Source organism: Agromyces tropicus, from assembly GCF_039531345.1.
GTDB classification, from domain to species: domain Bacteria; phylum Actinomycetota; class Actinomycetes; order Actinomycetales; family Microbacteriaceae; genus Agromyces; species Agromyces tropicus.
This window is the reverse complement of record NZ_BAAAPW010000001.1, coordinates 779,442-793,445: the sequence shown is the minus strand read 5'-3', so window position 1 is coordinate 793,445 and position 14,004 is coordinate 779,442. Positions and strand designations below refer to the sequence as shown.

Here is a 14,004-nt window from a genome sequence, read left to right as displayed (position 1 = left end):
CTTCCATTCGTTGGTGTTCCCGGTGCCGGGCGGGACGACGGTAGAGCACGAGCACGACCGCGACTGTTGCGCGGCAGCGTCGTCGAAGTTACGCCACCCCGACCCGCGCAGTGGCGAGGGCACCGGCGGGAATCGCCACCCCCGATTCCCGAGAGACGAGGCTCAGGCGCGTGGCGAGGGGGCCGACGGCGTGATGCGCATCCGAACCCGTGCCGCGTGGAAGGTGTGCGTGCCTGCACTCACCGCGCGGCCATCGCCGTCCCGCTGGAACCCCTGGACCACGAACACCGGCTGTCCGGGCTCGATGCCGAGTGCGCGTGCCGTGAACGCATCCGCTGCTGCCGCGAACGTGTCCGCGGTCGCGAACGCCGGAACGTGTCCCTGCAGCGCCAGGAAGCGGAAGAGATCTCCACCGAACTCATCGAATGCCACGTCGTCACGCCGGTATGCGGGCACGAAGCAACTCGCGTACTCGAGCGGTCCCAGCGCGGTCGTCGAAACCCAACGTGTGTGAAGTCCGCGGGTCGGCTCGGTGAAACCGAAGTGGGGCATGAGAGTCGGGGGCGTGAGGCGGACCCGCTGATCCAGCAGATGCCCTCCCGTGCGTGCGCTCGCTCCGATCAGCACGTTGTCGCCGACCTGCTGCGGGATCGGAATCGCACGGAACACGGTGCCGCGCCCCTGCACGCGCTCGACCCGGCCGATCGCGACGAGTTCTGCGAGCGCAGCGCGCACGACGTTGCGACTCACGTCGTATCGCCGCGTGAGCTCCGACTCGGCGGGCATGACGGAGTGGCCGAAATTGCCGTCCGCGATATCCCACTCCAGTAGGTCCCGGGTGCGGTTGACTTCAGCATCCCGTCGACGGTCATCATGCATGCCACTCGCCTCCGTTCAAAGGGTATGTGGCGACTCGTCGGCCCCGTCCGGTGCGTTGCGCTGCGTGTCCATGCCGGCGACCGGCACGATCCGGACCCGGGTCTCTCGCGGCTCTCCGGCGGTGCCCCAGGCCCGGACACGACGACGGGCGCCGCACGCTCCACACGTGCGACGCCCGTCGTCGTTGCTGCGATCGGACCGGGATAGGCGAAAGGGAGGACCCGATCCCGGTCCGAACGATTCAGCCGCGACCCTGGACCGCGTAGGGGTTGAGGATCGCCTCCTCGGTGCCGGGGACGATGCCCTCCTCGGTGGCGGTGGGCTTGCCGGGGTCCGGCGGGAAGGACTCGGTCATCGACATGGGCATGGCGCCGTTGCGGTAGATGCTGTTCGAGCCGGTCGACGGCTTCCACTCGCCGGGCTCCCAGTCGGGGACGTAGTTGCGGTAGCCGCCCGTGTTCCACTCGACGCGCATGCCGCTCGGCTCGCGGAAGTAGAGGAAGCTCTGCTCGCCGACGCCGTGGATCGACGGGCCGTACTCGATGTCGGTGCCGTTCTCCATGAGCACGTCGGCGGCCTGCAGGAGCTCCTCGCGGGAGTCGACCCAGAACGCGAAGTGGTTCACGCGGCCGGGGCGGTCGGAGCTGTCGAGCACCACGCCGAGGTCGTGCGACTTCTCGTTGGTGGTGATCACGCCGAACACCGTGACGGGGGCTTCGTCGAGCGTGGTATAGGCCATGATGCGGAAGCCGAGGACGTCGCGGTACCACTCGGTGAACGCGCGCACGTCGGAGGAGGCGACGGTCACGTGGTCGAGCTGGCGGGGGCCGACCGCGTGCGAGGTGCGCTTCTCGGGGCGGTCGGGGAAGATCGACTTCAGCTCCTCGGGCGCCTCGTACTTCTCGACGTCCCAGAACAGCTCCATGGTGTGGCCCCACGGGCCGGTGAAGCGGTAGGAGCGGCCGTGGCCGTGGCCCTCGGCGATCCACTCGCCGGTGACGCCGGCGTCCTCGACGCGCTTCGCGGCCTCGTCGAGCGCCTCGGGGTTCGAGGTGCGCCACGCCATGACGTTGAGCGCCGGCTCCGCGCCCTCGGCGATGACGAGCGAGTAGTTGTAGTAGTCGCCCCACGAGCGCAGGTAGACCTTGCCGTTCGCGCGGGACTGCACCCGAAGCCCGACCTGCTCCTCGTAGAAGCGGACGGAGGCCTCGACGTCGGGCGAGGCGAGCTCGAGGTACGAGAGATGGGAGAGGAGCTTGATCATCGTCGATCCTTCGGTCGTGTGCGGTGCTGGCGACCGCCTGGTTCTCGTGCCGTCCAGGCACCCTTCCACTGTCGGTGGTCATCGAGTATCAGGGAACCCGAATCTGTTGATCGCGAGCATCACTCCGATGGATGCCGGATGGCCCGGGGCTAGCCTGATCCCGTGGCCCGACGTGGAGACGACGTGCGCAGCGTCGCCGAGAAGCTGTTCGCGATCGCCGACGCGTTCGAGCGCGGGGACGAGCTGACGCTGAGCGAGATCGCCGCCCGGGCCGGCCTGCCCATGTCGACCGCGCACCGGCTCGTGGGGGAGTGGGTCGAGTGGGGCGGGCTCGTGCGGGCGGACGACGGCACCTATCGAGTGGGCATCAAGCTCTGGCGGCTCTCGGTGCGCCAGCCGTCGTCGCGACGGCTCCGGACGGCGGCGAAGCCGTACCTCGAGGACCTGCTCGAGTCCACCGGCGAGCACGTGCACCTCGCGGTGCGCGACGGACTCGGCGTCGTCTACCTGGAGTGGCTGTCGGGCGCGGACGCGGTGCACACGATCACGGACGTCGGCTCGCGGCTGCCGTTGCACGCGACCGGCGTCGGCCAGGCACTCCTGGCGTTCGCGCCGCCGGGCGTGTTCGAGGACGTGATCGCCGCCGGCCCGCGCAAGTACCTGCCGGGGACGATCGTGGAGGAGGACGCGCTTCGCGCCCGGATGGCAGAGGTGCGGCGCAGCGGCATCGCGACCTCGGTGGAGGCGATGACCGAGGGCGCGTTCTCGGTGGCCGCTCCGGTTCGGGATGCCTCGGGCGAGGTCGTCGCGGCGGTGTCGATCATCGCGCACGTCGAGCGCCTCCGCGAGCCGCAGTTCGCCCTCGGCGTGCGGATCGCCGCGCGCGGCATCTCCGCGGCGCTCGGGTGGCGGGGATAAGAGCGAGCCGATCGCGACCGACACCCGGTGTTTCCATTGGACGGAATCCGTGGTGCGGCGCGACGCGACGCCGACGCACGATGGGTCCACCCCACACCGTCGTGAAAGGACCCAACGGTGCGAACCCAGGTCGCCATCATCGGCGCAGGCCCGGCCGGCCTGCTGCTCGGCCACATCCTCCATCAGGCCGGGATCGGCTTCACGATCCTCGAGCGCACTTCGCGCGAGCACCTGCTCGGCCGGATCCGGGCCGGCGTGCTCGAACAGGGCTCGGTGGACGTGCTCGCCGAGCTCGGCCTCGACGCCGACCTGCGTGAGCGGGGCCTCACGCACCACGGCATCCACCTGCAGCACGACGGCGAGCGCCACCACGTCGACTTCGTCGACCTCGTCGGCCGGACCGTGAGCATCTACGGCCAGCAGGCGCTGGTCGCGCACCTGCTCGCCGAGCACGACCGGCTCGGCAGCGACATCCGCTTCGAGGTGACGGATGCCGCGCTGGCCGGCCTCGACGGCTCGAATCCCACGGTGGGCTTCACCGACGGCGGCGTCGCGACCGAACTCGCGTGCGGGTTCGTCGTCGGCGCGGACGGCTACCACGGCGTCGGGCGGCGGTCGATCCCGGGGATCACGGCGTTCGAGCGCGACTACCCGTTCGGCTGGCTCGGCATCCTCGCCGACGTCCCGCCGTCGACCGACGACCTGATCTACGCGCTCCACCGCGACGGCTTCGCGATGCACTCGATGCGCTCGCTCGAGGTCTCCCGCCTGTACCTCCAGGTCGCGCACGACGAGTCGATCGACGACTGGTCGGACGCCCGCATCTGGGACGCGCTGCAGACCCGGCTCGGCAGCGACGGCTGGACCCTGCACGAGGGTGCGATCACCGAGAAGTCGATCACCCCGATGCGCTCGTTCGTGGTCTCGACGCTGACGCACGGCCGCCTGTTCCTCGCCGGCGACGCTGGGCACATCGTGCCGCCGACCGGTGCGAAGGGCCTCAACTCAGCCATCGCCGACGTCACGATGCTCGGCCGGGCGCTCGTCCGGAGCATCCGTCACGGCGACGAGACCGGGCTCGCCGGCTACAGCGATGCGGCGCTGTCGCGCCAGTGGAAGGTGCAGCAGTTCTCGCAGTGGATGACGGACATGCTCCACGTCCACCACGAGGCGCCGGATGCCTCGGCCCGCGACTTCCGCTACCGCAGCCAGGTCGGCCAGCTCGAGTACCTGTTCGGCTCCCGCCACGCACAGGAATCCCTCGCCGAGCAGTACGCCGGCCTCCCCTTCACGACGGAGTGACCATGCAACGACCAGCACCGCAGCCCGAGCTGACCCAGTCGACGATCAGCGACGAGATCGCCGAGCGTCACCGCACCGAGACGGAGGCCGCGGCATCCGCTGCCCGCCCCCTCGCGGCGCACCCGCGCCGCGACTTCGCCCCGTACCGTTCGACGACCTTGCGGCACCCCACCCACGAGCTCGTGCGCGCCGATCCCGAGGAGATCGAGCTCGTCTCGCCGGCCTTCGGGCACACCGACGTCGCCGCCGAGGAGGCCGACCTCACGATCCAGCACGCGGGCGAGCCGCTCGGCGAGCGCATCATCGTGACGGGCCGCATCCTCGACGGCGACGGGCGCCCCGTGCGCAACCAGCTCATCGAGATCTGGCAGGCGAACGCGTCGGGCCGCTACGTGCACAAGCGCGACCAGCATCCGGCGCCGCTCGATCCGAACTTCACGGGCGTGGGCCGCATCATCACGGGCGACGACGGGTCGTACCGGTTGACGACCATCAAGCCCGGCGCGTACCCGTGGAAGAACCACCGCAACGCGTGGCGGCCGGCGCACATCCACTTCTCGTTCTTCGGTTCCGCGTTCACGCAGCGGCTGATCACGCAGATGTACTTCCCGGGCGACCCGCTGTTCGCCCTCGACCCGATCTACCAGTCGATCGTCGACCCGGCCGCACGCGAGCGCCTCGTCGCGACGTACGACCACGACGTGAGCGAGCCCGAGTGGGCGCTCGGCTACCGGTGGGACGTGGTGCTCACCGGGCCGACGTCGACGTGGATGGAACCGGAGGACGCCGACCATGCCTGACACGAACGGCCGCGAGGCCTTCGACGCGACCGACCTGCCCGGCGCGCACGCGCACGCCCCGGCGCACGATGGGCCGCTCGGCCAGACCCCGTCGCAGACGGTCGGACCCTTCTTCGGCTATGCGCTGCCGTACGACGGCGGCCCCGACGTCCGGGCGGCCTGGCAGCCCGACGCCGTCCGGCTGCACGGCACCGTGTTCGACGGCGCGGGCGACCCGATCCCCGACGCGATCGTCGAGATCTGGGGGGCGGATGCCACGGGTCGGCCCTCCACCAAGCGCGGATCGTTCGCGCGCGACCAGCACGGGTTCGCCGGCTTCGGTCGCGCCGCCGTCGACCGCGACGGTCACTACTCGTTCACGACCGTGAAGCCCGGCGCCGCGCGACCGGGCTCAGCGCCGTACCTGCTCATCACGGTCTTCGCGCGCGGGGTCCTCCACCACCTCTTCACCCGGGCGTACTTCGGCGACGAGCCCGAGGCGAATGCGGCCGACCCGCTGCTCTCACGCGTCGACCCGGGCCGACGGGGCACGCTCGTCGCCGAGGCGGACGCGCCACGCTCGTACCGGTTCGACATCAGGCTGCAGGGCGAGGGCGAGACCGTGTTCCTCGACTACGGCACCGAGGTGTGACGAGGATGGAGCGATGACCGACTGGGGACTGCTCGATCCCGGCGGCGCCGACGCGAACGGCACCGACGACGACGATGTGCTCGCCGCGATGGTCGACGTGGAACGCGCGCTGCTGCAGACCTGGGGCGACCTGCTCGACGAGTTCCTCGACGCGCAGGCCGACGCGCTCGACGCGGCCGCACTCGACCACGACGATCTCCGCGCGGGCGTCGCGAGCGACGGTGTGCCGGTCGTTCGGCTCGTTCCCGCGCTCCGAGGGCAGCTCGAAGCGGCGGGCCTGTCCGCCGAGCGCCTGCACCTCGGCGCCACGAGCCAGGACGTGGTGGACAGCGCGCTGATGCTCGTCGCCCGCGATGCGCTGCTCGGGGCGCGCACGGCGCTCGCGAGCGCCGGCCGCGGACTCGCCGCGCTCGCGGACGAGCACCGCGGCGGCTTCCGCATCGGCCGCTCGCTCGCACGGCACGGCGAGGCGTCGACGCTCGGCGTGCTCGCTGCGGGCTGGCTCGACGGCGTGAGCGCGTCGATCGACGCGATCGACGCGACGACGTTCCCCGTGCAGTTCGGCGGTGCCGTGGGCACCGGTGCCGCGGCGGATGTCGCGGCCGGGAGCGCCACGGGCGCCGACGAGGTCCGTGCAGGGCTCGCGCGCCGGCTCGGCCTCACCGACCCCGGTCGTTCCTGGCACACCGAGCGGACGCCGGTCCTCGCCGTCGCCGCGACGGCCGCGACGGTCGTGGCCGCACTCGGCCGCATCGCCGGCGACCTGACCTTCCTGTCCCGCGAGGAGATCGGCGAGGTGCGGCTCACCGGCGGCGGCGGATCCTCCGCCATGCCGCACAAGCAGAACCCCGTCGACGCCGTCCGCATCACCGCCGCCGCCGTCGAGGCACCCGGACTCCTGCAGGTCGTCGCGAGCGCCGCCGTCGCGGGCGACGAACGGCCGGCCGGACGCTGGCACGCGGAGTGGTCCGCGCTGCGTCGGCTGGTGCGCCTCGCGGCATCGGCATCGGCCGACGCCGAGCGGCTGGTCGGTCGCACGTCCTTCGACGCCGATCGCGCCGCCGCGATCCTCGCCGCGGCCGGACCGGCCGGCGAGCGGCCCGACCGCGAGGTGCTGGCCGCGGCATCCGCTCGCATCGTCGACGGCGCGCTCGCCCGCTTCGCCCGTACCAGCGCCCCCATCGGACCGGAGATCCACCCATGACCGTGCCCCGACTCCTCGGCTCGTTCGCGCCCGGCACCGCGTCGGCGCCGTCGAGCCCGCTGCTCGTCCTGCTGCCGTCGCTCGGCACGACCAGCGCGCTCTGGGACGGCGTCGTCTCGGCGCTCCGCGCCGATCGCCGCACGGCGGGCCTCCGTATCCTCCGCGTCGACCTGCCCGGGCACGGTGCGAGCCCCGCCACCGCCGACGGCTTCACGATCGGCGACCTCGCAGACGCCGTGCTCGCGGTGGTCGACGAGGCGGGTGGCGGCGCGTTCCACGTCGGCGGCGTCTCGCTGGGCGGCGCGATCGCGCTCGAACTCGCCGTCGCGCATCCCGACCGCGTACTGAGCCTCGTGACGAGCTGCAGCGGCTCGCGCATCGGCACGGCCGACGGCTGGGCCGAGCGCGCGGCATCCGTGCGGGCGAGCGGCACCGCGTCGCTCGTGACCGGGAGTGCCGATCGCTGGTTCGCCCGCGGCTTCCTCGACCGCGATGCGGGCGGACCCAGCGCGTCGACGCTCACCGCGCTCGTCGACATCGACGACGAGTCGTACGCCCGGTGCGCCGAGTCGCTCGCCGCCTTCGACCGCACGGCAGCGCTCGGCGACCTCGCGGCGCCGACGCTCGCGATCAGCGGCGAGCACGACACCGTGACGACGCCCGCCTCGATGCAGGACCTCGCCGACGCCGTGCCCGGCGGCCGTCACGTCTCGCTCGACGGCGCCTCGCACCTCGCCGTGCTCGAGGAGCCCGCGACCGTCGCGGAGCTCATCGCATCGCACCTCGACACTGCCGAGCGAGCCGGCGCAGCCACGATCGCCGCCGCGCGCGGCATGCGCGTGCGGAGGGCCGTGCTCGGCGACGGGCACGTCGACCGCGCGATCGCCGCGACGACCCCGGAGACCGCCGCGTTCCAGGACTTCCTCACGCGCTACGCCTGGGGCGAGATCTGGGACCGACCCGGTCTCAGTCGCCGGGAGCGCTCGATCGCGACGCTCGCGAGCCTCACCACCGGCGGCCACGAGAACGAGATCGCGATGCACGTGCGCGCGGCGCTCCGCAACGGACTCACCCGCGACGAGATCGCCGAGGTGCTGCTGCACACCGCGCTCTACGCGGGGCTCCCGGCCTCGAACGCCGCGTTCGCGATCATGCGCGACGTGTTCGCCGAGCAGGATGCCGCGGCATCCGCGCCCGGCCGCGGCGAACCTGCGACGCCGCCGGCCCCCGACACTCCGTCGGCCACCGACACGTCGGCGACCCCCGACGACACCCCCTGACCCCGGAGCAGACATGGACAAGACCTTCGCGACCGCCGCCGAGGCCGTCGCCGACATCCCCTCGGGCGCGTCGCTCGCGGTCGGCGGCTTCGGGCTGTCGGGCGTGCCGATCACGCTCATCCGCGCCCTCCTCGATCGCGAGGTCGACGGCCTCGAAGTCGTCTCGAACAACTGCGGCGTCGACGGGTGGGGCCTCGGGCTGCTCCTCGCCGAGGGCCGCATCCGCCGCATCATCGCCAGCTACATCGGCGAGAACAAGGAGTTCGGCCGCCAGTACCTCTCCGGCGAGGTCGAGGTCGAACTGACCCCGCAGGGCACGCTCGCCGAACGGCTCCGCGCGGGTGGCGTCGGCATCCCCGCGTTCTACACCGCGACGGGCGCGGGCACGGCGGTCTCCGACGGTGGGATGCCGCTGCGCTACGCGCCCGACGGTTCGGTCGCGCTCGCGAGCGAACCCAAGGAGCTGCGGCCGTTCACGACGTTCGGGCGGTCGCGCGAGTACGTGCTCGAGCAGGCCATCCGCACCGACTACGGCCTCGTCCGCGCCGCCGTCGGCGACCGCCACGGCAACCTGCGATTCGAGAAGTCGACCCGCAACTTCAACCCGCTCGCCGGGATGGCGGGCCGCATCACGATCGCCGAGGTCGACGAACTCGTCGAGCCGGGCGTACTCGGCCCCGACGACATCCACCTGCCAGGCATCTACGTCGACCGCGTCGTCGAACTCACGCCGGAACAGGCCGCCGACCTGCCGATCGAGAAGGCGACCGTGCGGCCGCGGCCCGCGGCATCCGCCACCGATCGCGGCGACGCGGCTGAACCCGCCGCCGCCGCAAGCGCCGAGGAGGCCCGCTGATGACGCTCACCCGCGACGAGATGGCCGCGCGCGCGGCCCGCGAGCTCGAGGACGGCTCGTACGTGAACCTCGGCATCGGGCTCCCGACCCTCATCCCGAACCACCTGCCCGACGGCGTCGAGGTGGTGCTGCACTCCGAGAACGGCATCCTCGGCGTCGGCCCCTACCCGTGGGAGGGCGAGGCCGACCCCAAGCTCATCAACGCCGGCAAGGAGACCGTCACCGTGCTGCCCGGCGCGGCGTACTTCGATTCGGCCGCGAGCTTCGGCATGATCCGCGGCGGACGCATCACCACGGCCGTGCTCGGCGCCATGCAGGTCTCGGCGCACGGTGACATCGCCAACTGGGCCGTGCCCGGCAAGATGGTCAAGGGCATGGGCGGCGCCATGGACCTCGTCAACGGCGCGGAGCGCGTCATCGTCGTCATGGAGCACGTCGCGAAGGACGGCTCGGCCAAGCTCGTCGAGCAGTGCACGCTGCCCCTCACCGGGCGCGCGTGCGTCGACCGCGTCATCACCGACCTCGCCGTCTTCGACGTGACCGACGACGGGTTCCTGCTCGTCGAGCTCGCGCCCGGCGTCACCGTCGAGCAGGTGACGGATGCCACGGGCGCCGCGTTCACGGTCGCAGAGTCGCTCACGGCGGCCGCGGGATGACCGAACTGCGCGAGGTCGTCGTCTGCGCCCCCGTCCGCACGCCGGTCGGGCGCATGGGCGGGGTGCTCGCCCCGCTCTCGGCGCGCGACCTCGGCGTCGTCGTGCTGCGGGCCTTGCTGGAGCGCACGGGGCTCGACCCCGCGGCGGTGGACGGCGTGATCGGCTCCCAGGGCTACCCGACCATGGAGTCGCCCGCGTTCGGGCGGGTCGCAGCGCTCGATGCCGGCTTCCCGGTGACGACCACCGGGTACCAACTGGATCGGCGCTGCGGGTCGGGCCTGCAGGCCGTGCTCAACGCCGCGATGGAGGTGCAGACGGGCGTCTCGGACGTGGTCGTCGCCCTCGGCGCGGAGTCGATGTCGAACGCGCCCCTGTACACCGAGCAGGGTCGGCGCGGCGTGCCGCCAGGCGGACTCATGCTGCAGGACGCGCTCGCGCGCGGACGCGAGACCGTCGGCGGCGTGAACTTCCCGACCCCCGAGGGTAACGTCGGCTCCGCCGAGTTGCTGCGCGCCGACTACGGCATCTCGCGCGAGGCGCAGGACGCGTTCGCCCTGCAGTCGCACCGCCGGGCCGTCGCGGCGCAGGAGTCGGGGGCATTCGACGCCGAGCTCGTGCCGGTCGAGGTACCCGGCCGGCGCGGACCCGTCGTCGTCGATCGCGACGAGCATCCCCGCGCCGACACGACGCTCGACGCACTCGGCGCGCTGCGACCGATCCTCGGTCGCGGCGACCCCGACACGACCGTCACTGCCGGCAACTCGAGCGGGCAGAACGACGCGGCCGCCGCCTGCGTGGTCACGACGCCCGACCGAGCGTCGGCGCTCGGACTCGCACCGACGCTCCGACTCGTCTCATGGGCCGTCGCGGGCAACGACCCGCTGCGCTTCGGCGTCGCACCCGTCCCCGCGGCGAACCTCGCGCTGCAGCGTGCGGGCATCGGCTTCGACGATCTGGACGTCATCGAGCTCAACGAGGCGTTCGCCGTGCAGGTGCTCGCCTGCCTCGCCGACTGGGGCGTGGATGCGGAGGACCCGCGACTGAACCCGCGGGGGAGCGGCATCTCGATCGGGCACCCGATCGGCGCCACCGGCATCCGCATGCTCGCGACCCTCGCGCACGAACTCCCGGCGCTCGACGGCGAGCTCGCCCTGGAGACCATGTGCATCGGCGGCGGACAGGCGCTCGCGGCGGTGTTCGCGCGCGCGTGAGTCAGCGCCCACCATGGATGCACGGGCGTTCGCAGGGAAGGGGTCGCCGATGGGCACGCACGAAGACCGCACGTACGTCGTGACCGGCGCGGCATCCGGGATCGGCGCAGCGACGGCTGCTGCGCTCGCCGCTGCAGGTGCCCAGGTGATCGCCGCCGACCTCGGCTGGCACGGCGGTGCCGTACCGGCGGCCGGCGGCGTCGAGCGGTTCGCGCTCGACGTGAGCGCATCGGACGAATGGTCTCGCCTCGCCGAGCAGCTCACCACCGAGCACACCGCACTCGACGGCCTGGTCAACGCCGCGGGCATCACGCGGCGCGCCCGGCTGGACGATGCGACGGCCGACGACTTCGAACAGGCCTTCGCGGTCAACGCGACCGGACCGGCGCTCGGCATCCAGTCGCTCGCGCCCCTCATGCGATCAGGCGCGTCCATCGTGAACGTCGGGTCGGCCGCCGGGGTCATGGCCCACTACGGCGTCGCCTACGGCGCGAGCAAGTGGGCCATCCGCGGCATCACGAAGACCGCGGCGATCGAGCTCGGTCCCCGCGGCATCCGCGTGAACATGGTGATTCCCGGATTCATCGCGACGCCGATGACCGCGAGTGCGCCCGAGACCTTCCGCACGGCGAACCTCGAGGCGACACCGCTCGGCCGCACCGGTGCACCCGAGGAGGTCGCGGCCGTGATCGCCCATCTGCTCTCGCCGGACGCCGCGTTCGTCACCGGCACGGAGATCGCGGTCGACGGTGGACTCACCGGCCACGGTGGCGGGCTGCCGATCGCGCGATCGATGGGTGCTGCCCATCGACAGGACTGATGGAGTCCATCAAAGATGCGGCCTTCACTGATACCCGATCGAGCGGTTGACTGGACGCACGCCGCTCACCGCCGCGCGCGTGATTGGAGACATCCGTGACATCGTCGTCCGACGGCCTGACCGCCCCCTTCGCCATCGTGCGCTTCCGCCTGGACGAGGGCGGTGCCACACGGCTCGGCCTCGTGGCCGGCGAGCGGGTCCGCGAGATCGGGCCGGCCGAGCTCGGCGCCACGGACCTGAACGCGTTCCTCGCCGAGGCGCCCGCGTCCTGGGATCGACTCGCCCGACTGGCCGACCAGGCGGATGGCACGTGGCATCCGCTCGCCGAGGTCACCCTCACGGCGCCCGTCACGCCGCGCCAGGTGCTGCAGACCGGGGCCAATTACCGCACGCACGTCATCGACCTCGTCGCGGCCGGGCGTGCCAAGAACGACCCGAGGCCCATCGAGGAGCTGCGCGAGTGGGCGGCCGACATGATGGACCGCCGCGCGCGCGAGGGCATCCCGTACTTCTTCATCGGCCTGCCGGCCGCGGTGGTCGGCGACGACGTCGACCTGGTGCTGCCGTCGTACAGCGACCAGCACGACTGGGAGCTCGAGCTGGCGATCGTGATCGGGCGCGAGGCGTTCCGCGTCGATCGCGAGCACGCGATGGACCACGTCGCCGGGTACACGATCGTGAACGACATCACGACGCGCGACCTCGTGTTCCGCGAGGACATGAAGGAGATCGGCACCGACTGGTATCGCGGCAAGAACGCGCCGGGTTTCCTGCCGACCGGTCCGTTCCTCGTGCCCGCGCCCTTCGTGCCGAACCCCGGCGACCTGCACCTCGAACTGACGCTGAACGGCGACACGATGCAGGACGCCACGACCTCCGACCTGCTCTTCGACCTGCCCGCGCTCATCGCGGGCGCGTCGCAGAACATGCCCCTGCTGCCCGGCGACCTGCTGCTCACGGGCAGTCCCGCGGGCAACGGCATCGTGCACGGTCGGATGCTCCGCGACGGCGACGTCATGGTCGGCGCGATCGAGGGACTCGGTGCCCAGACCGTGCGGGCGATCGCCGAGCGGGCGGCGGATGCCACGGGCGAGCCCGCCATCGCCGAGGCGGGCGTCCGATGACGTCCGCCGCCGCGGCATCCGCTGCCCGGACCACCCCGACCGAGGACCCGGCCGCGCTCGACCGCACCGACCCCGAACGGCACATCGCCGAGGCTGCCGCGGCATATCGCAACTGGGGCCGCTGGGGCGAGGACGACCGGCTGGGCACGCTGAACTTCATCGGCGACGCCGAGCGCACCCGTGCGGCCGCCCTGGTGCGACGCGGGGCGAGCTTCTCGCTCTCGCAGCCGTTCGACATGAACGGCCCCCAGCAGGGCTGGCGCCGCCGCACGAACCCGGTGCACACGATGCTCGACACCGGTACGGATGCCGCGGCCGGGAACCAAGGCTTCCCGCACGGCATCGGCGGCGCCGACGACGTCATCGCCATGCCGCTGCAGTGCTCCACGCAGTGGGACGGCCTGGGCCACATCTTCGACCGCGGCCTGGCATGGAACGGTCGCCCGGCCGGTCAGGTCGTCACGAGCGACGGCGACCTCGTCACCGGCATCGAGCACGCGGCATCCGCCATCGTCGGACGCGGCGTCCTGCTCGACCTCGGCCGGTTCCTGCGGCCCGAGGCGACCGACGACGCACGCGCGGGCGAGTTGCCCGACGGCTACGGCATCACCGCCGCCGAGCTCGACGCCTGCATCGAGGCCCAGGGCGCGACGAGCGCCGTCGGCCGCGGCGACCTCGTGCTCGTGCGAACCGGTCGCTACGCCCGCGCCCTCCGCGAGGGCTGGAACGGCTACGCGGGCGGACCCAGCGCGGGTCTGTCCTTCACGACGGCCGGATGGCTCCGCCGCACGGAGATCGCGGCGATCGCGACCGACACGTGGGGCTTCGAGGTGCGCCCGAACGAGTTCGACGACGCGTTCCAGCCGCTCCACCAGGTCGTGATCCCGAATCTCGGCCTCACCGTCGGCGAGATGTGGGACCTCGAGGCGCTCGCCGAGGATTGCGCCGCCGACGGCGTGTACGAGTTCCTGCTCGTCGCACCGCCGCTTCCGATCACCGGCGCCGTCGGCTCGCCCGTGAACCCCGTCGCCCTGAAGTAGGACCCGAACCGAATCCCAA

14 protein-coding genes are annotated in these 14,004 nt (G+C 72.3%); 12 read left to right on the top strand and 2 right to left on the bottom strand.

The features are described from left to right. Positions 1 to 162: 162 nt before the first annotated feature. Positions 163 to 879: a GntR family transcriptional regulator gene (locus ABD230_RS03620; protein ID WP_344369522.1), complete on the bottom strand. Its 717-nt coding sequence runs from the start codon at positions 877 to 879 to the stop codon at positions 163 to 165. A 241-nt stretch (positions 880 to 1,120) separates the two neighbouring features. Beyond that, positions 1,121 to 2,143 (bottom strand): VOC family protein, encoded by a 1,023-nt coding sequence (locus ABD230_RS03615; RefSeq protein WP_344369520.1) that lies wholly within the window; start codon positions 2,141 to 2,143, stop codon positions 1,121 to 1,123. Positions 2,144 to 2,305: 162 nt separating this feature from the next. Between ABD230_RS03615 and ABD230_RS03610 the strand changes: the two genes are divergently transcribed. The 12 genes from ABD230_RS03610 (at position 2,306) to ABD230_RS03555 (ending at position 13,985) form a co-directional block, all read left to right on the top strand. Then, on the top strand, positions 2,306 to 3,061 hold the full coding sequence (locus ABD230_RS03610) for an IclR family transcriptional regulator (protein ID WP_344369518.1): 756 nt from the start codon (positions 2,306 to 2,308) through the stop codon (positions 3,059 to 3,061). Positions 3,062 to 3,178: 117 nt separating this feature from the next. Further along, a complete protein-coding gene (locus ABD230_RS03605) occupies positions 3,179 to 4,363 on the top strand; it encodes a 4-hydroxybenzoate 3-monooxygenase (RefSeq protein WP_344369516.1) in 1,185 nt (394 codons plus the stop codon). A gap of 2 nt (positions 4,364 to 4,365) precedes the next feature. Further along, on the top strand, positions 4,366 to 5,163 hold the full coding sequence (gene pcaH / locus ABD230_RS03600; protein WP_344369515.1) for a protocatechuate 3,4-dioxygenase subunit beta: 798 nt from the start codon (positions 4,366 to 4,368) through the stop codon (positions 5,161 to 5,163). Further along, a complete protein-coding gene (gene pcaG, locus ABD230_RS03595) occupies positions 5,156 to 5,794 on the top strand; it encodes a protocatechuate 3,4-dioxygenase subunit alpha (RefSeq protein WP_344369513.1) in 639 nt (212 codons plus the stop codon). Before pcaH ends, pcaG begins: the two co-directional genes overlap by 8 nt. Positions 5,795 to 5,807: 13 nt before the next feature. Next, positions 5,808 to 6,998 carry a lyase family protein gene (locus ABD230_RS03590; protein WP_344369512.1) on the top strand — a complete coding sequence of 397 codons (1,191 nt, stop codon included), beginning with the start codon at positions 5,808 to 5,810 and terminating at the stop codon, positions 6,996 to 6,998. Next, positions 6,995 to 8,278 carry a bifunctional 3-oxoadipate enol-lactonase/4-carboxymuconolactone decarboxylase PcaDC gene (gene pcaDC, locus ABD230_RS03585; RefSeq protein ID WP_344369511.1) on the top strand — a complete coding sequence of 428 codons (1,284 nt, stop codon included), beginning with the start codon at positions 6,995 to 6,997 and terminating at the stop codon, positions 8,276 to 8,278. Before ABD230_RS03590 ends, pcaDC begins: the two co-directional genes overlap by 4 nt. 13 nt (positions 8,279 to 8,291) lie before the next feature. Next, positions 8,292 to 9,134 carry a CoA transferase subunit A gene (locus ABD230_RS03580; RefSeq protein WP_344369509.1) on the top strand — a complete coding sequence of 281 codons (843 nt, stop codon included), beginning with the start codon at positions 8,292 to 8,294 and terminating at the stop codon, positions 9,132 to 9,134. After that, entirely contained in the window at positions 9,134 to 9,790 is a 657-nt protein-coding gene (locus ABD230_RS03575; protein WP_344369507.1) for a CoA transferase subunit B, read from the top strand. The genes ABD230_RS03580 and ABD230_RS03575 overlap by 1 nt, the downstream gene beginning before the upstream one ends. Beyond that, positions 9,787 to 11,001 (top strand): acetyl-CoA C-acetyltransferase, encoded by a 1,215-nt coding sequence (locus tag ABD230_RS03570; RefSeq protein ID WP_344369505.1) that lies wholly within the window; start codon positions 9,787 to 9,789, stop codon positions 10,999 to 11,001. Before ABD230_RS03575 ends, ABD230_RS03570 begins: the two co-directional genes overlap by 4 nt. A 49-nt stretch (positions 11,002 to 11,050) precedes the next feature. Then, on the top strand, positions 11,051 to 11,821 hold the full coding sequence (locus ABD230_RS03565) for an SDR family NAD(P)-dependent oxidoreductase (RefSeq protein ID WP_344369503.1): 771 nt from the start codon (positions 11,051 to 11,053) through the stop codon (positions 11,819 to 11,821). A gap of 95 nt (positions 11,822 to 11,916) precedes the next feature. After that, positions 11,917 to 12,945: a fumarylacetoacetate hydrolase family protein gene (locus tag ABD230_RS03560; RefSeq protein WP_344369500.1), complete on the top strand. Its 1,029-nt coding sequence runs from the start codon at positions 11,917 to 11,919 to the stop codon at positions 12,943 to 12,945. Beyond that, positions 12,942 to 13,985, top strand: a complete 1,044-nt coding sequence (locus ABD230_RS03555) for a cyclase family protein (RefSeq protein ID WP_344369499.1) — start codon at positions 12,942 to 12,944, stop codon at positions 13,983 to 13,985. Before ABD230_RS03560 ends, ABD230_RS03555 begins: the two co-directional genes overlap by 4 nt. The last annotated feature ends 19 nt before the right edge of the window (positions 13,986 to 14,004 follow it).